Origin of the sequence: Anaerosporobacter sp., assembly GCF_031551385.1 — a bacterium.
Lineage (GTDB): Bacteria > Bacillota > Clostridia > Lachnospirales > Lachnospiraceae > Anaerosporobacter.
The window spans coordinates 1-20,862 of record NZ_JAVBNS010000010.1; the positions used below are offsets into that span (position 1 = coordinate 1).

Annotated in this window: 17 protein-coding genes and 1 tRNA gene; 5 read left to right on the plus strand and 13 right to left on the minus strand. The window is 34.0% G+C overall.

Going from position 1 to position 20,862, the window contains the following annotated elements; translation table 11 throughout:
• The 4 genes from RMR19_RS01985 to RMR19_RS02000 all read right to left on the minus strand — a co-directional run.
• Positions 1-833: hypothetical protein (locus RMR19_RS01985; RefSeq protein WP_310601819.1), on the minus strand; the 833-nt coding region annotated here is incomplete at its 3' end.
• Between the two features lie 120 nt (positions 834-953).
• Positions 954-2,495 carry a methyl-accepting chemotaxis protein gene (locus tag RMR19_RS01990; protein ID WP_310601820.1) on the minus strand — a complete coding sequence of 514 codons (1,542 nt, stop codon included), beginning with the start codon at positions 2,493-2,495 and terminating at the stop codon, positions 954-956.
• A gap of 387 nt (positions 2,496-2,882) precedes the next feature.
• Positions 2,883-2,954: transfer RNA gene (locus tag RMR19_RS01995), tRNA-Gly, on the minus strand.
• An 80-nt stretch (positions 2,955-3,034) separates the two neighbouring features.
• Positions 3,035-3,640, minus strand: coding sequence for a helix-turn-helix domain-containing protein (locus tag RMR19_RS02000; RefSeq protein WP_310601821.1), 606 nt, complete (start codon positions 3,638-3,640; stop codon positions 3,035-3,037).
• Between the two features lie 236 nt (positions 3,641-3,876).
• On the opposite strand from RMR19_RS02000, the gene RMR19_RS02005 reads away from it, so the two are divergent.
• Positions 3,877-5,163 (plus strand): LCP family protein, encoded by a 1,287-nt coding sequence (locus RMR19_RS02005; RefSeq protein ID WP_310601822.1) that lies wholly within the window; start codon positions 3,877-3,879, stop codon positions 5,161-5,163.
• A gap of 77 nt (positions 5,164-5,240) precedes the next feature.
• Here RMR19_RS02005 and RMR19_RS02010 read toward each other — a convergent pair whose 3' ends face one another.
• The 8 genes from RMR19_RS02010 to RMR19_RS02045 all read right to left on the minus strand — a co-directional run bounded on the left by RMR19_RS02010 (position 5,241) and on the right by RMR19_RS02045 (position 15,327).
• Positions 5,241-5,999 carry a nitroreductase family protein gene (locus tag RMR19_RS02010; protein ID WP_310601823.1) on the minus strand — a complete coding sequence of 253 codons (759 nt, stop codon included), beginning with the start codon at positions 5,997-5,999 and terminating at the stop codon, positions 5,241-5,243.
• A gap of 24 nt (positions 6,000-6,023) precedes the next feature.
• Positions 6,024-6,902: an AraC family transcriptional regulator gene (locus RMR19_RS02015; protein WP_310601824.1), complete on the minus strand. Its 879-nt coding sequence runs from the start codon at positions 6,900-6,902 to the stop codon at positions 6,024-6,026.
• A 391-nt stretch (positions 6,903-7,293) separates the two neighbouring features.
• Positions 7,294-7,509, minus strand: coding sequence for a type II toxin-antitoxin system Phd/YefM family antitoxin (locus RMR19_RS02020; RefSeq protein ID WP_310601825.1), 216 nt, complete (start codon positions 7,507-7,509; stop codon positions 7,294-7,296).
• Between the two features lie 166 nt (positions 7,510-7,675).
• Entirely contained in the window at positions 7,676-8,389 is a 714-nt protein-coding gene (locus RMR19_RS02025) for an MBL fold metallo-hydrolase (RefSeq protein WP_310601826.1), read from the minus strand.
• Entirely contained in the window at positions 8,386-8,931 is a 546-nt protein-coding gene (locus RMR19_RS02030; protein WP_310601827.1) for a PadR family transcriptional regulator, read from the minus strand. The genes RMR19_RS02025 and RMR19_RS02030 overlap by 4 nt, the downstream gene beginning before the upstream one ends.
• Positions 8,932-9,108: 177 nt before the next feature.
• Positions 9,109-12,867, minus strand: a complete 3,759-nt coding sequence (locus RMR19_RS02035; RefSeq protein ID WP_310601828.1) for a phosphoribosylformylglycinamidine synthase — start codon at positions 12,865-12,867, stop codon at positions 9,109-9,111.
• Between the two features lie 283 nt (positions 12,868-13,150).
• Positions 13,151-14,257, minus strand: a complete 1,107-nt coding sequence (locus tag RMR19_RS02040) for a peptidylprolyl isomerase (RefSeq protein ID WP_310601829.1) — start codon at positions 14,255-14,257, stop codon at positions 13,151-13,153.
• A gap of 164 nt (positions 14,258-14,421) precedes the next feature.
• Positions 14,422-15,327: a LysR family transcriptional regulator gene (locus RMR19_RS02045; RefSeq protein ID WP_310601830.1), complete on the minus strand. Its 906-nt coding sequence runs from the start codon at positions 15,325-15,327 to the stop codon at positions 14,422-14,424.
• Between the two features lie 563 nt (positions 15,328-15,890).
• On the opposite strand from RMR19_RS02045, the gene RMR19_RS02050 reads away from it, so the two are divergent.
• Together RMR19_RS02050 and RMR19_RS02055 are read left to right on the plus strand one after the other, a co-directional pair.
• Positions 15,891-16,832 (plus strand): M14 family metallopeptidase, encoded by a 942-nt coding sequence (locus RMR19_RS02050; protein WP_310601831.1) that lies wholly within the window; start codon positions 15,891-15,893, stop codon positions 16,830-16,832.
• Positions 16,826-17,761, plus strand: a complete 936-nt coding sequence (locus RMR19_RS02055) for a M14 family metallopeptidase (RefSeq protein WP_310601832.1) — start codon at positions 16,826-16,828, stop codon at positions 17,759-17,761. Before RMR19_RS02050 ends, RMR19_RS02055 begins: the two co-directional genes overlap by 7 nt.
• Positions 17,762-17,819: 58 nt before the next feature.
• Here RMR19_RS02055 and RMR19_RS02060 read toward each other — a convergent pair whose 3' ends face one another.
• The gene (locus RMR19_RS02060) at positions 17,820-18,692 is read right to left on the minus strand and encodes a LysR family transcriptional regulator (protein WP_310601833.1); all 873 of its coding nucleotides are present in this window, start codon (positions 18,690-18,692) and stop codon (positions 17,820-17,822) included.
• A gap of 317 nt (positions 18,693-19,009) precedes the next feature.
• Here RMR19_RS02060 and RMR19_RS02065 point away from each other — a divergent pair, with 317 nt between their 5' ends.
• Both RMR19_RS02065 and RMR19_RS02070 read left to right on the plus strand, forming a co-directional pair.
• Positions 19,010-19,699, plus strand: coding sequence for a GDSL-type esterase/lipase family protein (locus RMR19_RS02065; protein ID WP_310601834.1), 690 nt, complete (start codon positions 19,010-19,012; stop codon positions 19,697-19,699).
• A gap of 17 nt (positions 19,700-19,716) precedes the next feature.
• Positions 19,717-20,628 (plus strand): AEC family transporter, encoded by a 912-nt coding sequence (locus RMR19_RS02070; protein ID WP_310601835.1) that lies wholly within the window; start codon positions 19,717-19,719, stop codon positions 20,626-20,628.
• Positions 20,629-20,862: the final 234 nt, after the last annotated feature.

Here is a 20,862-nt window from a genome sequence, read left to right on the forward strand (position 1 = left end):
GTCTTGTTTGAAATAATGATGGACGACCCACGAAAAAATCTTTTTATCTTATATGCATTCAAAAAAATCTTTTTATGTTCTGAAAATATAGGGTTATCCAAATCATTAATTTTCGTTGCTGCATTCATTATCTTCTCTATCATGCTGATATTCTCTAACGCTAAACCCGCTATATTCTTATTCTTAAAATACGTTATAATGTTAATAGATATCGTAACCATCAAAATAAAGACTCCAACTTTAGGCGTAGCAATAGCCAACAGTACACTTCCAATTAACATAATTATCGCAATAAAATTATAACGAAATATCTTGTAGTTGAAACCACATATATAATCCATATATTCATAAATAGATAAACTATTGTTTTTTCCAATCTTCATAAAGAATTCAATTAATAAGTTTCTAAGACTTTCATTGCTTTTAAACTCTTTCATAAATGTTTCGCGTTCGTTTAGCTCCTTGGCACTACATAAAGGATTATTCAATAACCAAAACAAAGATTCTTCGCCAAGAGAAGAATATGTATGATTTATTTTATGAAAAACACGATACATACATAAATCTTTTATTGTTTGGTCACTTACTGTTTTTCCGTATTTGGATATTAAATATAACAAATTCTCTTCTTTTATTTCTGTTTTTGAAAATCGATATGTTTTCCCAAAATTATTTTTTACGATAGCTCGAAACTGCTTTTTTTGCTTGTAGTCAAACCACAATATAAAGCAAACCGTTATTATTACTATCAGAATTATTGCTATGGTTATAATCAATACATTCCACTCCATTCGTTTATCACCATTACATTTCCACTCATCTAATTTTTTCAAAGATTATTCTTTGGATAATTATAACAACTAAATATACAACTGTCTACAAGATACGTATACATAAAAACACCCCCTCTCGTCAGTACTTATCTAACGAAAGGGGATATCCTATTCAAACTCTTACATTACCATTGTTTGTTCTAATTCTTCAATCATAGCATTAATTGTATCAACTTGCTTCATCAATACCATAATCTCTTCTGTATTATTCTGCACCATCTGATTTATAGATGTAAACTCACCATTTTCCTCATCAATACCTTGCGCTATTTCTTCGTTCAATAATACCGTTTTTTCAATAATATTATCTTGCTGTTTTTGCAAATCATTTACTGCATTTATATGAGTAATTGACTGTGTCAACAATTCCAACATATTTTTAATTTCAGAAACGGTCTTTGTTAATGCTTGATTTTGTTCTGATAGCTGCTTTGTATTTTCCTGCATATGAATCGCCACTTGTTCTGTTCCATCTTGTATACGAGATACAATATTGTTTACAACAACAAGTGATTCGGTCGTACTCTTTGCTAAGTTTCCAACTTCTTGAGCAACAACAGCAAATCCTTTTCCAGCTTCTCCTGCACGTGCTGCCTCAATAGAAGCATTTAACGCTAGCAGATTCGTTGATTCTGCAATGTCATTAATAATCTTTATTGTATTACCAATTTCACTTGTTTCACTCATCAAGTTATTCGTAACTTCCATTGTTGCATTCGTAGTTTTCGCTACCGTATCACTAATGGTTACTAATTCATTCATAGCAACTTGGCTGACTGATGAAACATCTAAGAGTTTCTTAGACATACTTTCTACAATTGCCATTTTATCTTGAATATTATTGCTACTATCTTTTAAATCATCAAGATTACTCTTACTTCCTTCTGACTTTTCTAACATATAATCACTCTTTGAAATTAGTGTCTCTGTTGTAGCCGCTAATTCTTGTGTCGATGCGCTTTCGTTTTGTGCAGTTGAAAGAAGTACTGAGCTAGCTTCACCAAGCCTCTTACTAAGAACGATTACTTCGTTTAAAACACTCTGAACACGTTCATTGTTTTTATCCAACTCATCCTTTTTCGCATTTACAAGGAAATGACTCGTAAAATATGTTACTGCATATATTCCTGCAAATGACAACACTAAGCATATATTCCTGTTAATAATGTTTGCAAAAAATAAACTATCTTTTTCAGGCAGTGTTATATTGCCTCGTAAAAACCATGAAACCACAAGTGATAGATATACCTCTGCAATTGTAATTCCCACCAACTTGCAATCAAGTAAAAACGCTGTTAGTATAACAAAGAAAAATGCAAAAGCCCAAAATTCACTGAATGGAATCAGATATACGATAAAGTTAAACTGAATAAACAAAAGTATCATGATATAGATTTTTCCAGCTTTTAATTTCTCTGGTCGAACTGTTCCATCTTCTGCTAATCCTGTCTTAACAAAATAGAAACCAATACCTAGATAAACCAAACATGTTATATCGAATATAATTAATGCCAACCAATTTACTGACGGATACCAGCCTAGTATCTTTTCTGTTGTAAATGTCAATCCTGCCGCTTGGCATGCCCCCGGTACTATTAATAATACCATCACATATACTTTCTTTATGTATTCATCAAGTGCCGTTAACGTTTTTTTCTCCATAGTAATCGCCTCCATCTATCATTCATACTTTTTCGTCTACAAACAATATCCTCCTTAATATAATTATAAGTTAGTTATCTTTATATCTCAAATGCTACAATATACGACAACTGTATTATATTAATAATAGCACAAAAGAGCACAAAAAAAAAGATAATTCGAATAAAATATATACAAAATACACAAGAAGTGGATTATTTTCAGATAATATGCCAAGCATTCTCTGAAAACTTACTAGAAAGGCAGACAAGTGTAGTTCAAACAGCGTATTATGTAGATATCACCGCAACAAAATAGTTAATTTCGTTAGAAAAGGACAAGAAAAAAGACAAGAAAACAAAAAAAGGATTTAGCTCTCTAACAAGCTAAACCCTTATAAATATGATAAGCGCGAGACGGGATTCGAACCCGCGACCCTCGCCTTGGCAAGGCGATACTCCACCACTGAGCCACTCGCGCATATTATGTTGTTGACAAAAGCAACATAGATATATTACCGTAAATCTTTGCATTTGTCAACAACATTTTAATATTTTTCTTTACTTTTTCACATTCCTTTTTATATCTGCTGCTTGCCATAATCCGTGTTCACTACAACCAAAGTAGAATTTACCGCCACGCATTCTTGGCATACGAACTTCTCCCCCCTGTTCAGGGTATAACTTCACTAGCAATACTCTATCATATGTTACATAAGCAATAAAGTTAATATAATGTTCCTTTATCATCTCATGGTCAAATGTAATATAGAACTCGTCATCGATAAGTTCAACATTAATATTATGACTATCATCACTTGGCTTTGCAACAGATGCACTTAACTTACGACCACAACAAGATACTTCTGCTTCTCCTGTTGCTGTTAAGATATTTCCGCAACTTGGACATACATAAAATTTTATTCTCTTCATATTTCCTCCATCTATTTGATTTGGTTCTAATTCACCCAGTAATATCTGTTCGATATTTACTCCCAAAACATCTGATAATGTGTGAAGCAAAGAAACGTCTGGACAACCAAGACCTCTCTCCCACTTCGATATTGTCTTATCGCTTATATTCATAGCATCCGCCAATTGTTTTTGCGTATAGTTCTTTTCGTTACGCAACTTAAGAATTAACTTCCCTACTTTTAAACAATCCATAGTTCTTACCTCCGTAGTACTATCATACTCACTAATTTGATACATTTCAATCAACGCTCCGTAGAGTTTATTTTATAGTTATTTCCCTACCTTAATAATTTCATAAGAATTTATTAAGAAATATTCAGAAGAAATCAACGACTTCTTAATGCATTATTTTCGAATTTGTGGTTTAATAGTAAGGAATAACTAAATTCATGTACTATTTTATCAAACCATGGGGGACATGTTACTATATGAAAGAAAATAATAATGAGAAATCCAATTCAGAAAATGATTTTAATATTCAGGGGGATTTCGGTTTCGATGATGATTCTTATGATATCAAAGAATCACTAAAACAGCAAGTTAGCGAACAAATGGATGCCAATAATACAGATAGCGACCAACTCTCTACAGATGATATAGCCGAGGCTCAAGATCCACCTAAGAAAAAACATACTGCTCTTAAAGTATTTGGTGGAATAATCGTATTCCTTATCCTTTCTGTTTGTTTTCTACTCTTTACAAAACCAGGTAATCGACTTATAACGAAAATATTAGCCAATTATATATCTGTTGCCGTTAACAAAGATGTTACAGCCACAACAACTACTACAGATGGCCCATCTTCTAATGTAGAGGAAAATGTACCAACTGTTGTTAAAGAATATGATTGGAATACTGGAGAAATCGTTGGACGTAAAGAAGATTATGTTACGAATATTCTAATCTTTGGAGTCGAAGAGCTGTTTGGCGCAAGTAATACGGATACTATGATGATTGCTTCTATCAACACAAAGGATTCTACCATTGTTCTTTCTTCTTTAATGAGAGACTCTTATGTAAGCGTTCCTGATTGGAAGAGTACAAAACTTAATGCTGCTTACGCACATGGAGGTATCGAACTTTTAAGAAACACGATTGAGCAAAATTATAAGATTCACCTTGATGGTTATGCTTATGTTAATTTTGAAGCCTTTGAAAATGTTGTTAATCTCTTAGGAGGAGTTAAAATCCAGTTAGGCGCAAAAGAAGCAAACTATCTAAACACAACAAACTATATCTCTAATAAAGCATATCGTAATGTAACAGAAGGAATTAATTTATTAAATGGTAATCAAGCACTTGGTTTTTGTCGTGTTCGTAAAGTACCTACTTATGATGGCGTTAACGATGATTTTGGTCGTACTCTACGTCAAAGACGTCTACTAAATGCTATCTTTGAAAAGTATAAGAGTCAAAATATTATTCAATTAATCACTACAACTAACACATGTCTTGGTTATGTGAACACAAACCTCTCTACTGGTCAAATTGAGATGTTACTCAATGCTATGTTAGATATTAAATCACCTACCATTCAGATGCAGTCCATTCCAATTGACGGTGCATATGAATCTCCAAAGAAATATGAAAATTGTACATGGCCAATTCTACTTGATTGGGATGCCAATATCCTTGATATGTACAAAACAATCTATGGAGATACCGATGAAGAGGCGTATAACAACCTTACTACAATTAAAACTACAATTCGCTAATTGAAATATCCTTAAACAAAAAACAATCTTAATGGAAGCACATCTAATCCTTGATGCTTCACATTAAGATTGTTTTTTCATTCTAATACAACACTTAATATATATATATAATTCTTCACTGGTTTTTCTGACAGATTTTCTACATACTCAATCGCTGTAGTTAGCCATAGGTTCTCTGCTTCCATTAGCAAAGTAGACAGCATAAATCCCATATCTACCATTTGCTCCGAATGAAACCATTTCTTAATTAATGTATCCTTTTTCAAAAATATATGAATACGATTATGGTAAACTACGAATCGCCATGGCTGACTATTCATGCATGATGGTGATGCGCTTGCTGCTTTCATAACCATCTTCAGATCCATATTCACATCTTCCTTATACACACATAGATAATCTACTGGAATACGCTTTGATTTATACCCTTCTAACGCTATATTCGATCTAGGCTTACCAAAAGCAAGTGCTGCAATAATCTTCTTATCACTCTTTTTACGCTTGCCAAAAGACATATTCACAAGGCAATTCCCTAGTCCTTTCGAAGTAACATATAATGATAATTGTCCAAGAAGGTATCCTGCATTTAGATAGTGATGCTCACTTTCCTGTTCATAGATAACCATAAAGTATGGTGCTTCCACACCAAGTTCACTCTTTATCGCTTTCTTCTGATCTAACTGGCATACGATTGCATACTCTACGTTACAGTCTTCTTTGATTAGAATCTGGTGTTCCAAAAACGCACGAATATTTCGAAGCATCTGCTCGTCCAATGCTTCCATACTATAATGATAGATTGATTTTCTTCTCCATATTGCTTCGTACATATCCATCACGATTCTAATACTCCTTCCTAATTATGCATTCATCTTCGCTTTTACATTTTTCTTATAATACATTGGAGAGATACCATAATATTTTTTAAATAATTTGCTAAAATGATATACATCTTCATATCCAACTTGTTTTGCTACATTCTTAATACTCCCACTGTTACTTACCTGTAAGAGTTCTTTTGCTTTTTCAAGTCTAATTTTTATTAAATAGTTAATCGGAGACTCTCCAGTCTCTTCTTTGAATATCTTTGATATGTATACGGGACTGAGGTACATATTATGTGCAATTTGTTCAAGCGATATGCGTTGTTCATAGTTCTCATTCAGATAATTAATGATTCGCTTCACAACATAGCTCCTATTATAATTTTCAAATTGCTCAACTTCTGTTTTTTGTACATCTATTGTTAGTCCACGTACTACCTGTATCAATAATTGAATCATATATGCCTTAACCATAAGTTCCGTACCTGGTTGTCCCGATTGGTATTCGGCAATCATATCATAACATATCTTACTTACTTCTCGTTTTATATGCGATTTCATATGCATAATCTTAGGATATACACCAAAATCTATCGAATTCTCTGGCATATTCTGAAAATGTATGTCTGCAAAACCAACGAAAAATTCAACCATCGGCTCTTTGTCATTCACAACAACATTATGATGCCTTACCTTTGAATCAAAAAACAGTATATCCCCTGCTTCTACTTCAAATAGCTCATCATCAATCAGATATTTTCCCTTACCTGATAGAATAACACTTATTTGCGGAAAATCATGTTCATGATAGATGCACTCTTTCACTCTCTTCTGTTTACACACGAAATAAACAGTAGGATTCAAATCATCGCAAGGAAAAAAAGCCTCCGTCTGCACACATACACCCCCATCCATTTTCGTTCTATAATAAATCACGCTTATAATAATTATAGCACGCTTCCGTCATTTAATCATGTAAATTATTAAACACTTTTTTAATAGTTTTGTAACAAAATAGACGAAAAAATATTTGATTAATTAAAAGGATAAAGCACGATATATAGAACTTTTCACGTAGTAATTGAATTCGTGGAGATTTCTTTTATCTATTTTGTACAAGAGTAATTTTCATATCCTACCATATATATCATATATTGCAAAAGGAAGGTAACTTGCTAACTGTAAATGTTTATTTTCAATGTTTTCTTCATAGAAAAAGACCTTATACAAAGGATTGCTTCCCTCTATAATAAAGTCTCAAAAATTTTCTTGTGTTTATTCCTTGGTTCTCTTGAAATTATTGCATCTATTTTGATTCCAGTCGTTCTTCTTTTGAACTGCTTAAAGCTGCTTCTTTTGGTAATATACCAAACAGGGAGTTTGCTTTCTCAACCTTATCCGGATATGGTTTTGTTAACTTGGCAACAACCTTGCCGTTCTTAGCTATATAAATATCTTCTGTTGCTGATATCATTAAATATTTACCAAGATTATTCTTAAGTTCCGTTGCTGTAATTAACACAGTATCATATCCTCTCTTCGTACTATTATTCTATTGCAATCTGTTTTATGCAGAATAATCCATAAATCAAAAGTCAGATTGGTATATCCGAATTTATAGGTAAACTGCTTGAATTCATTTATCGGAGATTTTGAGCCTAATGTCACTTTACAAATCACCTCGCAAACTAAAACTTAAAATTTGAGAATATAAAAGGCTGTCCGTGTCCTATATAAACATTTTTAATATTTAATGGTTTTATCTTTGTTATGCTCTCATCTAACTCATTAAAATTAAGAGCATTTAAAGCAAGCTCCGGTTTTTTATTATTAACGAATATATCACCTGCAATTAAATCATTTTCATTTGTTAAAATACCTATTGACCCTTTGGTGTGACCAGGGATATGTATTGTTTCACCATCAAATCCATATTCAGTTAGTTTGAATTTTTCATCAATTAAAATATCTGGATAAAATGTTTTAAATTCTGCAATAGTCTTGACTGCAATCTTATAAAAAGTTTTATGCATTATTTTTGCGACTATTTTAAATATAAATGACCTATATTTTTGACTATCCATGAAATCATTAATGCTAGGTTTTTCAACTAAATAAGCATCATCCTTGTGAATAGCAACATTTGCATTATATTTATTTTTTATATAGGCGGCATTATACGCATGGTCGATATCTCCATGCGTTAGTATAATCAAATTAAGATTTTGAGCATTACACCCGGCTTTTTCAAGTGCGTTTTCCAATAAGTCACAACGGCTTGAAAACACTTTATCCATTAACATAGGTCCGCCTGTGTCAACCAATATAAAGCCTTTATCAGATTTAAGTAAGTAACTATTAACTCCACCTAAATCAATTTGTATAATTTCTTGTTTCATCATATTTTCCTCCCAATAAAATCTTTCAATGGTTTATGCTCTTGCAAGTGTTTACACCATTCTATATTTTCTTGTATAATACGTATGCCATAATAAAGAGTAGATAATTTAAAATAAAAATCATCTTTATTTGGCATTTCATCAAATTGTTTTTCTAAAAGCTCAAGTTTTCTCAAATAGTTCACATTATTTAATTCATATTCTCTTAGTTGTCTATCTCTCGTTTCGGAAGAAAGATTATCAAAAAAATATATTTTTACTAATCGGCTTTCCGTAGTGTCATTTAGGTCAACGGGTAAAGCAAGCCACTCGTCAAATATAATCTTTCCTTCCTCTGTTGCTTGATAGAACTTCTTTTGTCGATTTCCTTGCTGTTGTTCAGTCATTGTTAAATAACCTTTTTCAGTAAGTTTTTTCAAGGCAGGATAAAGGCTACCAAAGCTCGCTTTATAAAAAACACTAATTCCGTTTTCTATATATTTTTTGATGTCATAACCCGTTAAAGGATCATTTAAAGCCATTCCAATAATAATATACTCAAGCATATCAAACCTCCGATATATCGTTTGGATATATTATAATACACTATTTCAAAATTGTCAAAGCTTATGTAAAAATCTCCTTTGAGTCAAATTAAATAATAGAAAAAGACCTCATACAGAGGATTATCTCCTCCATACAAGGTCTAAAAAACATTCTATAACTTTAGTTGAAATTTCATCCTACTTCGTAAAGTACTCCACCCCAGCCTCAAATATCAACTGATCCTGATTTCCAAAGATGTTCATAGCAACTTTATCACCGATACGTTCTGAATGAGCCATCTTACCAAGTACACGTCCGTCTGGGCTTGTGATACCTTCAATTGCACAGTAAGAACCATTTGGATTGAAGTCTTCGTCCATGCTTGGATTTCCATTAACATCAACGTATTGAGTCGCTACTTGACCATTTGCAAATAATTTTTGTAACCATTCGTCGTTAGCAACGAAACGTCCTTCACCATGTGATGCTGGAATTGTATATACGCCACCAAGTTCAGCCTTAGATAACCAAGGTGATTTGTTTGTAACAACTTTTGTATAAACAGATTTACTAATATGACGTCCGATACGGTTTGTTGTAAGTGTTGGAGTATCCTCTGTAACATCAGTGATTTCACCGTAAGGAACTAAACCTAACTTGATTACAGCTTGGAAACCATTACAGATACCTAGTACAAGACCGTCTCTTTGTTTCAATAAATTGTTTGTTGCTTCTTTAATTGCTTCATTGCGGAATACTGATGCGATGAATTTAGCAGAACCGTCTGGCTCATCACCTGCACTGAATCCACCTGGGAACATAATGATTTGTGATTTATTAATCTCTTCTGTAAATGCTTTAACAGATTCCGTGATATCTTTTTCACTTAAATTGCGGAATACAATAGTCTTAACATCTGCACCTGCTTTTTCAAATGCTTTTGTTACGTCATATTCACAATTTGTACCTGGGAATACTGGAACAAATACTTGTGGTCTGGCAATCTTAGTTTTTGCTGTGTAGATTGTCTTTGCATCGAATAATTTTGTCTCTAATGCTCCATTTTCACCTTCAGACTTCGTTGGGAATACGTTTTCTAATGTTTCTGTCCAAGATGTTAATGCTTCTTCCATAGTAATTACAGTATCGCCATATACAAATGCTGCTTTATCTGTAACTTCACCGATTACTTCATATACTGCTGTAATCTTAGCAAGGTCTGCTTCTGCAACTTCTGCTACGATGCAACCGTATTCTGGTTTGAAGTAATCACTTGCTTTCACGCTATCACATAATGTAACGCCTAATTTATTACCAAATGCCATCTTACTAACTGCTTCGATTACACCACCATTTTCAATTGCATATGCGGATTGTAATACTTTATCGTTTGCAAGTTTTGTAATCTGTGCATATAATTCCATTACTTGCTCAAATACTGGGATATCAAATTCATCTTTTGCAATATTGAATTTAACAATCTTGTTTCCAGCTTTCTTGAACTCTGGAGTTATAATATCTTGTCCCTTTGCAACATCTACTGCGAAAGAAACTAATGTTGGAGGTACGTCTATTTCATTAAATGTACCAGACATACTGTCCTTACCACCAATAGATGGTAAACCAAGTTTCATTTGTGCTTCATATGCACCTAATAATGCTGCCATTGGTTCGCCCCAACGTTTCGCATCTGTTCCAAGTCTTCTGAAATACTCTTGGAATGTGAAACGAATCTTAGAGTAATCTCCACCACATGCTACAATCTTAGCTACTGATGAAATTACTGCATAAATCGAACCGTGGTATGGACTCCATGTTGATAAATATGGATCAAAACCGTAACTCATCATTGTTACTGTATCACATTTTCCTTTTAATACAGGAAGTTTTGCTATCATTGTTTGAATTGGTGTTAATTGATATTTTCCACCATATGGCATTGTAACGGTTGCTGCTCCGATAGAACTATCGAACATCTCAACAAGACCCTTTTTAGAACATACATTAAGGTCATGAAGAACTTCTAACCATTTTGCTTTCATATCTGTTACAGCTACTTCTTTTTGTAAGTAGTTATCTTCTTTTGAAGGCATTGTAACGATTGCTTTTGCTTCTTGATGTGCACCGTTTGTATCAAGGAATGCTCTGCTGATATTAACAATTTCATTGTCTCTCCAGATCATTACAAGTCTTGGTTCTTCTGTAACAACAGCAACTTCAACAGCTTCTAAGTTCTCTTCTGCTGCAAATGCTAACATCTTGTCTACATCTTTCTTATCTACAACAACTGCCATTCTTTCTTGTGATTCAGAAATTGATAGTTCTGTTCCATCAAGACCAGCGTATTTCTTAGGCACTTTGTCCATAAAGATGTGTAAACCATCTGCTAATTCACCGATTGCAACCGATACACCACCTGCACCGAAGTCATTACATTTCTTAATAATAGAACTAACTTCTTCACGACGGAATAATCTTTGAATCTTTCTTTCTGTTGGTGCATTACCTTTTTGAACTTCTGCTCCACATGTATCAATTGAGCTTGTATTATGCGCTTTTGAAGACCCTGTTGCTCCACCGCAACCATCACGTCCAGTTCTTCCACCAAGTAAGATAATGATATCTCCTGGGTCAGAATTTTCACGAATAACATTTCTTCTTGGAGCAGCACCCATAACAGCACCGATTTCCATTCTCTTTGCTACATAGTTTGGATGATAGATTTCATCTACTAAACCAGTTGCGAGACCGATTTGGTTACCATATGAACTATAACCTTTTGCTGCACCTGTAACGATTTTTCTTTGTGCTAATTTACCTTCTAATGTATCTTTTAATGATACCGTTGGGTCTGCTGCACCTGTAACACGCATTGCTTGGTATACATAACCTCTACCTGATAATGGGTCACGGATTGCTCCACCAAGACAAGTTGCTGCACCACCGAAAGGTTCGATTTCTGTTGGGTGATTATGTGTTTCATTCTTGAAGAATACTAACCATTCTTCTTCTTTTCCATCAATTTCTACTGGTACAATAATAGAACATGCATTGATTTCATCAGAAACTTCTATATCTTCTAATTTGCCGTCAGCACGTAATTTTTTCATTGCCATTAATGCGATATCCATTAATGAGATATATTTGTCATCTCTATCTTTGTAGATTACTGCTCTGTCTTTTGTATATTGATTGTAAGTAGCTCTAATTGGTGCATTGTAGTAACCGTCTTCGAATTCTACATCCTTTAATTCAGTAAGGAATGTTGTATGACGACAGTGATCTGACCAATATGTGTCAAGAACACGAATCTCTGTCATAGAAGGATTACGTTTTTCATCGTTCTTAAAGTAATTTTGAATATGAAGAAAATCTTTGAATGTCATAGCTAAATTAAGTGATTGATATAATTCATTTAATTTGCTTTCTTCCATATCAACAAATCCGTCAAATGTAATAACATCTGCTGGCTCTTCGAATTTTACTACTAACGTTTCTGGTTTTGCACTATTGTTTTCTCTTGAATCAACCGGGTTGATACAATATGCTTTAATACGGTCGAATTCTTCTTCTGAGATTTCTCCCGTTAATACATAAGTTGTTGCTGAACGGATAATTGGCTCTTCTTTTTCATTTAATAATTTTACACATTGTTCTGCAGAATCTGCTCTTTGATCAAATTGACCAGGAAGATATTCTACAGAGAATACTTTGTCGTTTTCATTCTTTGCAAATTCTTCTTCATATAAAGAATCTACAGGTGGTTCAGAAAATACGATTCCAAGTGATTTCTTATACGTTTCTTCTGATAAATTCTCGATATCATAACGGATTAATTCACGAACTTCCTTTAATCCTTTCATTCCTAAGTAGCTCTTAATTTCTTCTTTTAACTCATTTGCTCTGACAGCGTATGGTGCTTTCTTTTCAACATAGATTCTCTTTACGTTACTCATCGCTTACCTTACCTTTCTGACATATGATTATTATTTGTTACTGTTCACTCTGTGATCAGTATCTATTAATTTTACACTGTCTCTATTATACCATACTAGGTTTTATAAATAAAATTAATATAATTCAATTTACTAATTAGGTTTCCTTATATAAGTGATTGGATTTATTATTATTTTGTATAAACCTATGTATAGCCAACAAAAAAGCTCTATGCATGGTATTCAAGTGATTACTAAAATCCTCTCTTACACATAGCATAGAGCTTTGTATTACTTTAAAATATTATTCTTCTGTAGATGTTGTATCTGCTGTTGTTGCAACAATTGTATTGTTACCCATAACAACTTTATCCCAAACTTTATCGTTAATCTCTACATTATAGCTCTTTTCCAATACTGCAAATTCTTCATCAAACTTAGCATCTTCTACTTCTTGAATAGCTGTAGTTACTGCTTCCTCATATTTTGTAGTTGCTGCATTGTCAACCATTCTAATAATATAGTAACCATCTTCTGTTTCGATAACGCCACTAATTTCTTCATTTGCAAGCTTCATTGCTTCTTCCATAAATGTTTTGTTTGTTGTTTCATTTTCATCGTTTGGTAAGAATGACAAATCAGTGTATACTGTAGATTCATCATCATCATCTGCAACACCATCCGCTAATTTTCCACTTTCCTTAACAATGTTGTACATTTTATCTGCTTTTTCTTTTGCTGCCTTTTTCTCATCATCTGATAAAGATGTTACATTTCCTTCTGCATCTTCAGTTGTTGTTGGCACTAAGATATATTCTACACTGTATTCTTTGTATTCTTCTTTATCAATGCTTGCTTTAATTGCTTCATCATCAACATCTAAAGCGTCAATTAAATCTTGATAGTATTTATCAGTAAGTGACCATTTTTTTTGAATTTCTGTAACTGTTTCTTCTGTAAATCCTGTTAATTTAAGTTGTTCTTCTGACATCTCTTCGATAACAGCAACTGAATTTTCTTTAATTGTTGCAATTTCATCATCTGTTAATGAGTAGTTATTCTTAATTGCTTCTTTATATAATACTTCATAACGAATTGCTGTAGTCATTGCTTGTTCTTTTGAATCTTGACGAATTGTTTTTCCTTCTTCAATTTCCATATCCCAGTAACCAGTATTAAAATAATATTGGTACATTTGATCCATATAATCGATTTGTGATTCATAAGAATAGATATAGTAAAGCATATCTGCCATTGTTAATTTCTCGCCATCAATTGTAACTGCTACATCTGTTTTTTTATAATTGCCACTTGTACTTGAAGCCTTATTACTACATCCTGTTGTTAATGCCATACTACATACAAGTACCACCATAAGTACTAGGGTTATTACCTTCTTAAACTTATTCACTTTGTTTCCTCCATAATTATCTTTACTTATAATACCTTTTATTTGTAACACATTTTTCATTCTATATAACTTTGTCTTGTTCGTCAAGCTGATTACGGAAATTCACAGAATCTTCACTTTTGCACGATATATAAGTTCCACATTATTCACAATTTTCCAACATTTTATTCCTCGTTTTGCAATGCTAAGTTATCTAAGAAATACTGTGATGCTGCTGTTAGCGGAATTTGATTGCTATACGCCGCCACTAATTTTCTCTTTGGAAGTTCCTCACTCAGATTAAGAATAATCATCTCTTCCTCTGTTGAATCTGCAAAATTCTTCACACAGTAATCTGGTACAAATGCAACTCCTAAGCCTATTCGTGCCATATCAATTAGCAAATCATTGCTATTAAGTTCAATTGCTGGAGCTAAATCAATTGATTGTTGTAAGAACAAACTATGAAGGAATTCGCTTGTTGTTGACTGCTTGTTTAACATAAGAATAGGATAGTTTCTTAAATCAATTAATGTCATCTCACGATTTACTGTAGGAAAATAATTCTTGTTCGCAATAAATACATCTCGAAATGTCCCTACTTCTATCACGTTGTTAATGCTATTCAAACGACTATTTGGCGAATTCACCACAATTAAATCCACTTGATTTGATTCGAGTAATTCTACACATTGAAGGGAAGTCCCGTTTGTAACTTTGATATGAACCTTCGGATATTTTTGATGGAAATCATTCAAAAACGGAAGCAGATAGTAACGGCAAATCGTATCACTTGCACCAATACGAAGCTGGCCTCCATTCAACGTCCCCGCCTCCATAATCTGGCTTTCTCCACGATTAATTAGGTTAATCGCTGGTTCTATATGCTTAAATAGCATCTCTCCCTCTTTCGTAAGCTTTACCCTCTTTGTACTACGAATAAACAAAGTCTGGTTCAATCTCTTCTCCAAAACTTTAATTGACTGACTTACCGCTGATTGTGAGATAAATAATTCTTTTGATGCCTCTGAAAAACTTAATGTTTTCCCTACATAATAAAATACTTTATATAATTCGTAATTAATATCCATTCTGTATTTACCTTTCTGAATACCCTTTTTACTTCTTTGATATCTAAACTCGTGAAATTACTTCGTAATTTCTCTCGTTAACTTATGAGCTCTTACAGAGCTTACGGTCTTACACTTCGTGTAATCCCTAGAAACAGCTACGCTGTTTCTCATAAGTTACATTATATCTTCTATTCTTTAGAAAAACAACGATATTTCGGCAATCGTTTTATTTTGCTTCATAAATTGACACCTACTTGAATGTATTGTATCATAAAATGGAAAAAAAATTTATGTATTAAACACTTTCATATATAATTATATATATTCATAACCATTAACCATAGTATGTGCTCGCAAAACTCTCAATATGCTTCCCTGTTTCTTGATTACCATCTGCTAACTAAAAAACGATAGCGAAATATCTCTAGTGCTTCCGTGACTTTTGAACATATATCTGCATACACCTAGAATCACTTAGATGTGTAGCGTGTTTTGTGTTAGCATATGGTAATCAAGAAACTTAGACACCGCAGAATAGAGTTTCGCTCTAACCAACTTAATACACAGAAAGGAAATATTTCATGATAAAAGACGTTATATCCGTAGGATTACCTGTTGCAGAATCCATGGACATTAAAAAAAATCGTTTACTTCCGTTGTCACTTACAGGTAACGAGAGACGAATCTGCATTGTCTCAGGCATTCATGGTGATGAACTAGAAGGCCAGTTCATTTGTTATGAACTGATTCGTAGAATCAACGAAAACATAGAACACCTCAATGGAATTGTAGATGTCTATCCATACATTAACCCACTTGGTATGGAATCAATAACAAGACGAGTTCCTACTTTTGACCTTGATATGAATCGTAACTTCCCTGGTAATGAAGAGGGTGACATGGCAGAATGTGTCGCTGCAACTATTATCGACGATATCCTCGGTTCTGATTTATGTATTGATTTACATGCAAGTAATATATTTATAAAAGAGATTCCTCAAGTACGTATCAGTCATGAGAATCTTAAAACTCTACTACCTTATTCCAAACTTTTGAACGTCGATTTTGTATGGGTTAATGACTCGGTTACTATTCTAAAATCCTCTTTAGTACATAGTCTTAATTCCCTAGGCGTACCTTCTCTTGCGGTAGAGATGGGTGTTGGTATGCGTCTAACAAAAGAATACGGCTTACAGTTAGTCGATGGTTTATTTAATCTTATGAAGGAACTTGGCATTTGGGCAGGCGATGTTCCACCAATTCGCGAACCAATTGTTTCAACAGATGGACACGTTCAGATGATTCATGCAGAAGCTTCGGGCTTATTTGTTCCAGCTATTTCGCATTGGAAAGGGATCTGCGAAGGGGAGTGTGTAGGAGATATTATTGATCCTCTCACTGGTACAATCAAAGAACATATTATTGCGCCATGCAGTGGTACTGTTTTTACACTCAGAGAGTACCCTGTTGTGTACAACGGCTCATTAATCGCAAGAATATTAGGAGGTGCTGGAACATGTTAAAAGAAACAATCTATTCCTTAGATGCTCCATTTCGTACTAATATGGACATATATGGATATACATTCGGAAGCGGTGAAAATGCTGCCTGCATCGTTGGCCCTACTAGAGGAAATGAAGTTCAACAACTCTATGTTTGCTCACAACTTATCAAAGCATTGACGGAAATCGAAAAACGTGGACATATTTCAAACAATAATAAAATCTTAGTTATCCCATGCGTTAACAGCTTCTCTATTAACGTCGAGAAACGTTTCTGGGCTTTAGATAAGACAGACATCAATCGAATGTTCCCTGGTAATCCTTCAGGCGAGACTACAGAGCGTATTGCACATGCAGTCTTTGAGAAAACAAGAGGCTACAGTTATGGTATTCAATTTGCCAGTTTTCACACCCCCGGCGATTTCATTCCCCATGTCCGTATGATGGAAACTGGTCATCAAAATACAAGTTTAGCTAATCTATTCGGTCTTCCTTATGTATTAACGAGAAAGCCAGAGCCATTTGATACAACGACGCTAAATTATAGCTGGCAAATGAATTCCACCAATGCATTCTCTGTATACACAAGTGCTACGGACCAAATTGACGAACCATCAGCAAGACAAGCCGTCTCTTCTGTACTTCGTTTTCTTACCCGCATGGGTATCATCAAGTACGACTGCCATAATGGGTACATCGCAAGTATCATTGAAGAAAATACTTTGCTTCCTATTCGTGCTGACGTATCTGGTATCTATCGCAGGCTAAAAAATCCTGGAGATGAAGTACATCTTGGCGATACACTTGCTGTTGTAATTGATCCATTAGAAGGTGAAATAATATCGCAGATTCTTGCACCAAGCGATGGTATTATCTTCTTTGCGCATACAAAACCACTCGTAATACAAAACGGTGTGATTTATCAGCTCATTAAACGACTGCATATATAATTAAAAAACGACTTGCGCACTATGCTCGTAAACTACCTACAACACAGCGAACGTCAACTTAATAGAGTAACCTACCAAAAAACTCTTCTATGCCATCTGCACATGCTTTCATAGAATGCGACAGATAACGATTTTCCTTATATTTTAACCAGATATTTCTCTCCATGCTACAGCCTTCGACCAGACGCATAACAATGTTTTCCCCAGCGAAACTATGCCATGTAACCTCAGGAACAAAGGCTACTCCCATTTGGCAACTTAATAACTCCCGCATCAAACTAGGATTATCTACTCTCATAATAATCTTTGGTTCGAAGGAGGCTGATTCCATGGCTTTTCTCATTGTTTCCCACAAAGACCAATTTTCATTTAAACTTATGAATTCTTCGTCTTTTAAATCGGATATATAAATTTTCTCTTTCTCTACGAAAGGGTGATTTTGAGGTAATGCCAATAGTATTCTTTCACGCAGCAGTAACCGTGCATTGCCTTGTATATCTTCAACTGGCGCAGAAACAATACTGAAATCGGCCTCTTTATTCTTTACTTCTCCACTCCACTGATTTATGCGATACTCAATCTCAGGAGTACATTTCTTTAGATGCTGAAGCAAACTGGCAAGCAACATGGAAGCACAACCGATGTAAAGAGAAACCTCTCGTACCTCTTTCCCATTTTTTTCGTCCATCGCAAGTTTGCTATTCTCCATAATTTGATTCATTTGTTCGACTGCATGTAATAGAATTTCTCCTGTCTCATTCAGTCGAATCTTCTTCCCTTCTCGAAAAAAAAGTGGATATCCCAACTCTGTTTCCAATCTCTTAATGGTTTGGCTTAAAGAAGGCTGTGATATGTGTAACAGCTTTGATGCCTGTGTCATATTCTCTACTTCTGCTACGGTTTTAAAATACTGTAATTGAAACCAATCCATAACTCCACCTCAATATTATTTTCATTACTTATAACTTCAAAGTTATATCTATAGTAGCAAATTAATATTGGAAATACAATCAGAAAGTAATTATACTATAAGTAAGCAATTCACAGAAATGAACTGGGTTCTGTTACTGTGAACGTTTTGCAAGAACAATATCATCAAACAATATCGTCATAGGAAACAAAAAGTACAAAGCATTCAGGTTGAAAGAAAAATTAAAAAGGAGAAACCATGCTGCCAAACGTTCCTTTCACCTGTACTTATAGTGGCAGTATCATAGGCAAGCTTATGATATGCATGAGTATAAAAAGATGGAAAGACAAGATATCAGAGAATTCTATACAAAGGGAATCGAAGATTATCAGAAAATAGAACACTTAATTAAAGTAAACAGTTACCACCAGCTAAATAAAAATGTACAAAAGGGACAAATTCTGTTCACCGGTTCTTCTCTGATGGAACAGTTTCCTGTAAGAGAATTATGTTTGAGCCAAAATATTAATAAGATCATCTATAACCGTGGAATTGGTGGATTTACAACAGACGATTTTTTATCTGTAATCGACACCGTATTGTTTGATTTATCACCTTCCAAAGTTTTCATAAACATCGGAACTAATGATATTCGTTATAAAGAAGATAGTACGGAATGGCTTCCTCATTTGACAGATAATCTGCATTTACTATTCAAACAATGCAAAGAGAAATTGCCAACAACCCAATTTTATCTTATGGCATATTATCCAGTTAATGCAATCTTTGCTCAAAAGTACAGAAAAGATATGGCAGACGTATTCAAAATACGGAATAACCAAAACATTACCCTTGCCAACAAGCATTTGCAACAGATTGCTGATTTATTTGACTACACCTATATTGATTGTAATCAAGGACTAACGGACGAAGCTGGTAATTTAAAAGAAGAATACACGGTAGATGGTATGCATATGTATCCTCATGCCTATTCAATTGTCCTTAACAATATGAAACCATACTTGTAAGCAATAAGGAGAACTACATGTCAATCACAAAAATCCTCTTAGAACAGATTATCATTATGTTTTTGCTTGCCGGAATTGGTTATGCTTTATTCAAAACAAAGAAAATCACTGCAGAAGGAAGTAAATATTTCGGCAACCTATTAATCTATATTGTACTTCCCTGCGTTATCATTAATAGCTTTTTGGTAGAACGAACACCAGAAAGAATCCTTGGTCTTTTTGTTAGTGCATTGATGGCGGCTCTTATTTTAGGTATTTCTATTATCTTTTCTCGAATCATATTCAAGAAGGATTCTATTGCTTGCTTTGCTGCTGCCTTTTCCAATGCGGGATTCATCGGAATTCCTTTAATTATTGTTGCCGTGGGAAGTGACTCTGTATTCTACATTGCCTCTTTTATCGCCTTTTTGAACCTATTGCAGTGGACATATGGTGTCTTCTTAATGTCTGGTCACAAAAACGCTATAAAACCCTGCACAGTACTGAAAGCACCTTTTATGATTGCCATAGAGATTGGACTTCTATTCTTTTTCAGTCAACTTTCAATCCCACATATCTTAACGAGAACACTCAGTACGTTATCTGGTGTCAATACACCGCTTGCAATGTTTACGATAGGCATCTACCTTGCACAAACTGACCTGAAAAAAATGCTGACAAAACCCAAACTATATCGCATATCCGCAGTTCGGCTTATTCTAATTCCTATCGTCACACTGTTACTTTTATGTTTTCTTCCTCAGACTTGGTTAAACATTAAAATCGCCTTACTGATTGCCTCTGCCTGTCCAGTTGGCTCTAATGTTGCTGTATATGCACAATTACATAACCAAAGCCACGTCTATGCCGTAGAAACTGTTGTTATATCAACACTGCTCTCTATCTTGACCATTCCAACTCTTGTTTTTCTTGCAAATTGGTTATGGTAGCTCTTTTCTTGCATAAAATAAGGGCTGTTGCAAAATAAAATTTTTCTACAATCTACAAGAATATCTATTGAAAGGATATCTTGAAGTGTAGTTAAAACTTATTTTTGCACCAACCCATTATCTATATATTCATATCATGAGTTGCCCGACAAATGAGGTATTATAAATCTGCCTCTTTGTCATATTGTTCCTTGAAAATTTAATATATTATCTTCTATTGAGAGAAGTGATAAT

Excerpts from the sequence above, each read along its gene's own strand:
- RMR19_RS01990 (WP_310601820.1), bottom strand. The coding sequence starts at position 2,495 with ATGGAGAAAAAAACGTTAACGGCACTTGATGAATACATAAAGAAAGTA.
- RMR19_RS02000 (WP_310601821.1), bottom strand. The coding sequence starts at position 3,640 with ATGGATTGTTTAAAAGTAGGGAAGTTAATTCTTAAGTTGCGTAACGAA.
- RMR19_RS02005 (WP_310601822.1), top strand. The coding sequence starts at position 3,877 with ATGAAAGAAAATAATAATGAGAAATCCAATTCAGAAAATGATTTTAAT.
- RMR19_RS02010 (WP_310601823.1), bottom strand. The coding sequence starts at position 5,999 with ATGGATATGTACGAAGCAATATGGAGAAGAAAATCAATCTATCATTAT.
- RMR19_RS02015 (WP_310601824.1), bottom strand. The coding sequence starts at position 6,902 with ATGGATGGGGGTGTATGTGTGCAGACGGAGGCTTTTTTTCCTTGCGAT.
- RMR19_RS02025 (WP_310601826.1), bottom strand. The coding sequence starts at position 8,389 with ATGATGAAACAAGAAATTATACAAATTGATTTAGGTGGAGTTAATAGT.
- RMR19_RS02030 (WP_310601827.1), bottom strand. The coding sequence starts at position 8,931 with ATGCTTGAGTATATTATTATTGGAATGGCTTTAAATGATCCTTTAACG.
- RMR19_RS02035 (WP_310601828.1), bottom strand. The coding sequence starts at position 12,867 with ATGAGTAACGTAAAGAGAATCTATGTTGAAAAGAAAGCACCATACGCT.
- RMR19_RS02045 (WP_310601830.1), bottom strand. The coding sequence starts at position 15,327 with ATGGATATTAATTACGAATTATATAAAGTATTTTATTATGTAGGGAAA.
- RMR19_RS02050 (WP_310601831.1), top strand. The coding sequence starts at position 15,891 with ATGATAAAAGACGTTATATCCGTAGGATTACCTGTTGCAGAATCCATG.
- RMR19_RS02055 (WP_310601832.1), top strand. The coding sequence starts at position 16,826 with ATGTTAAAAGAAACAATCTATTCCTTAGATGCTCCATTTCGTACTAAT.
- RMR19_RS02060 (WP_310601833.1), bottom strand. The coding sequence starts at position 18,692 with ATGGATTGGTTTCAATTACAGTATTTTAAAACCGTAGCAGAAGTAGAG.
- RMR19_RS02065 (WP_310601834.1), top strand. The coding sequence starts at position 19,010 with ATGGAAAGACAAGATATCAGAGAATTCTATACAAAGGGAATCGAAGAT.
- RMR19_RS02070 (WP_310601835.1), top strand. The coding sequence starts at position 19,717 with ATGTCAATCACAAAAATCCTCTTAGAACAGATTATCATTATGTTTTTG.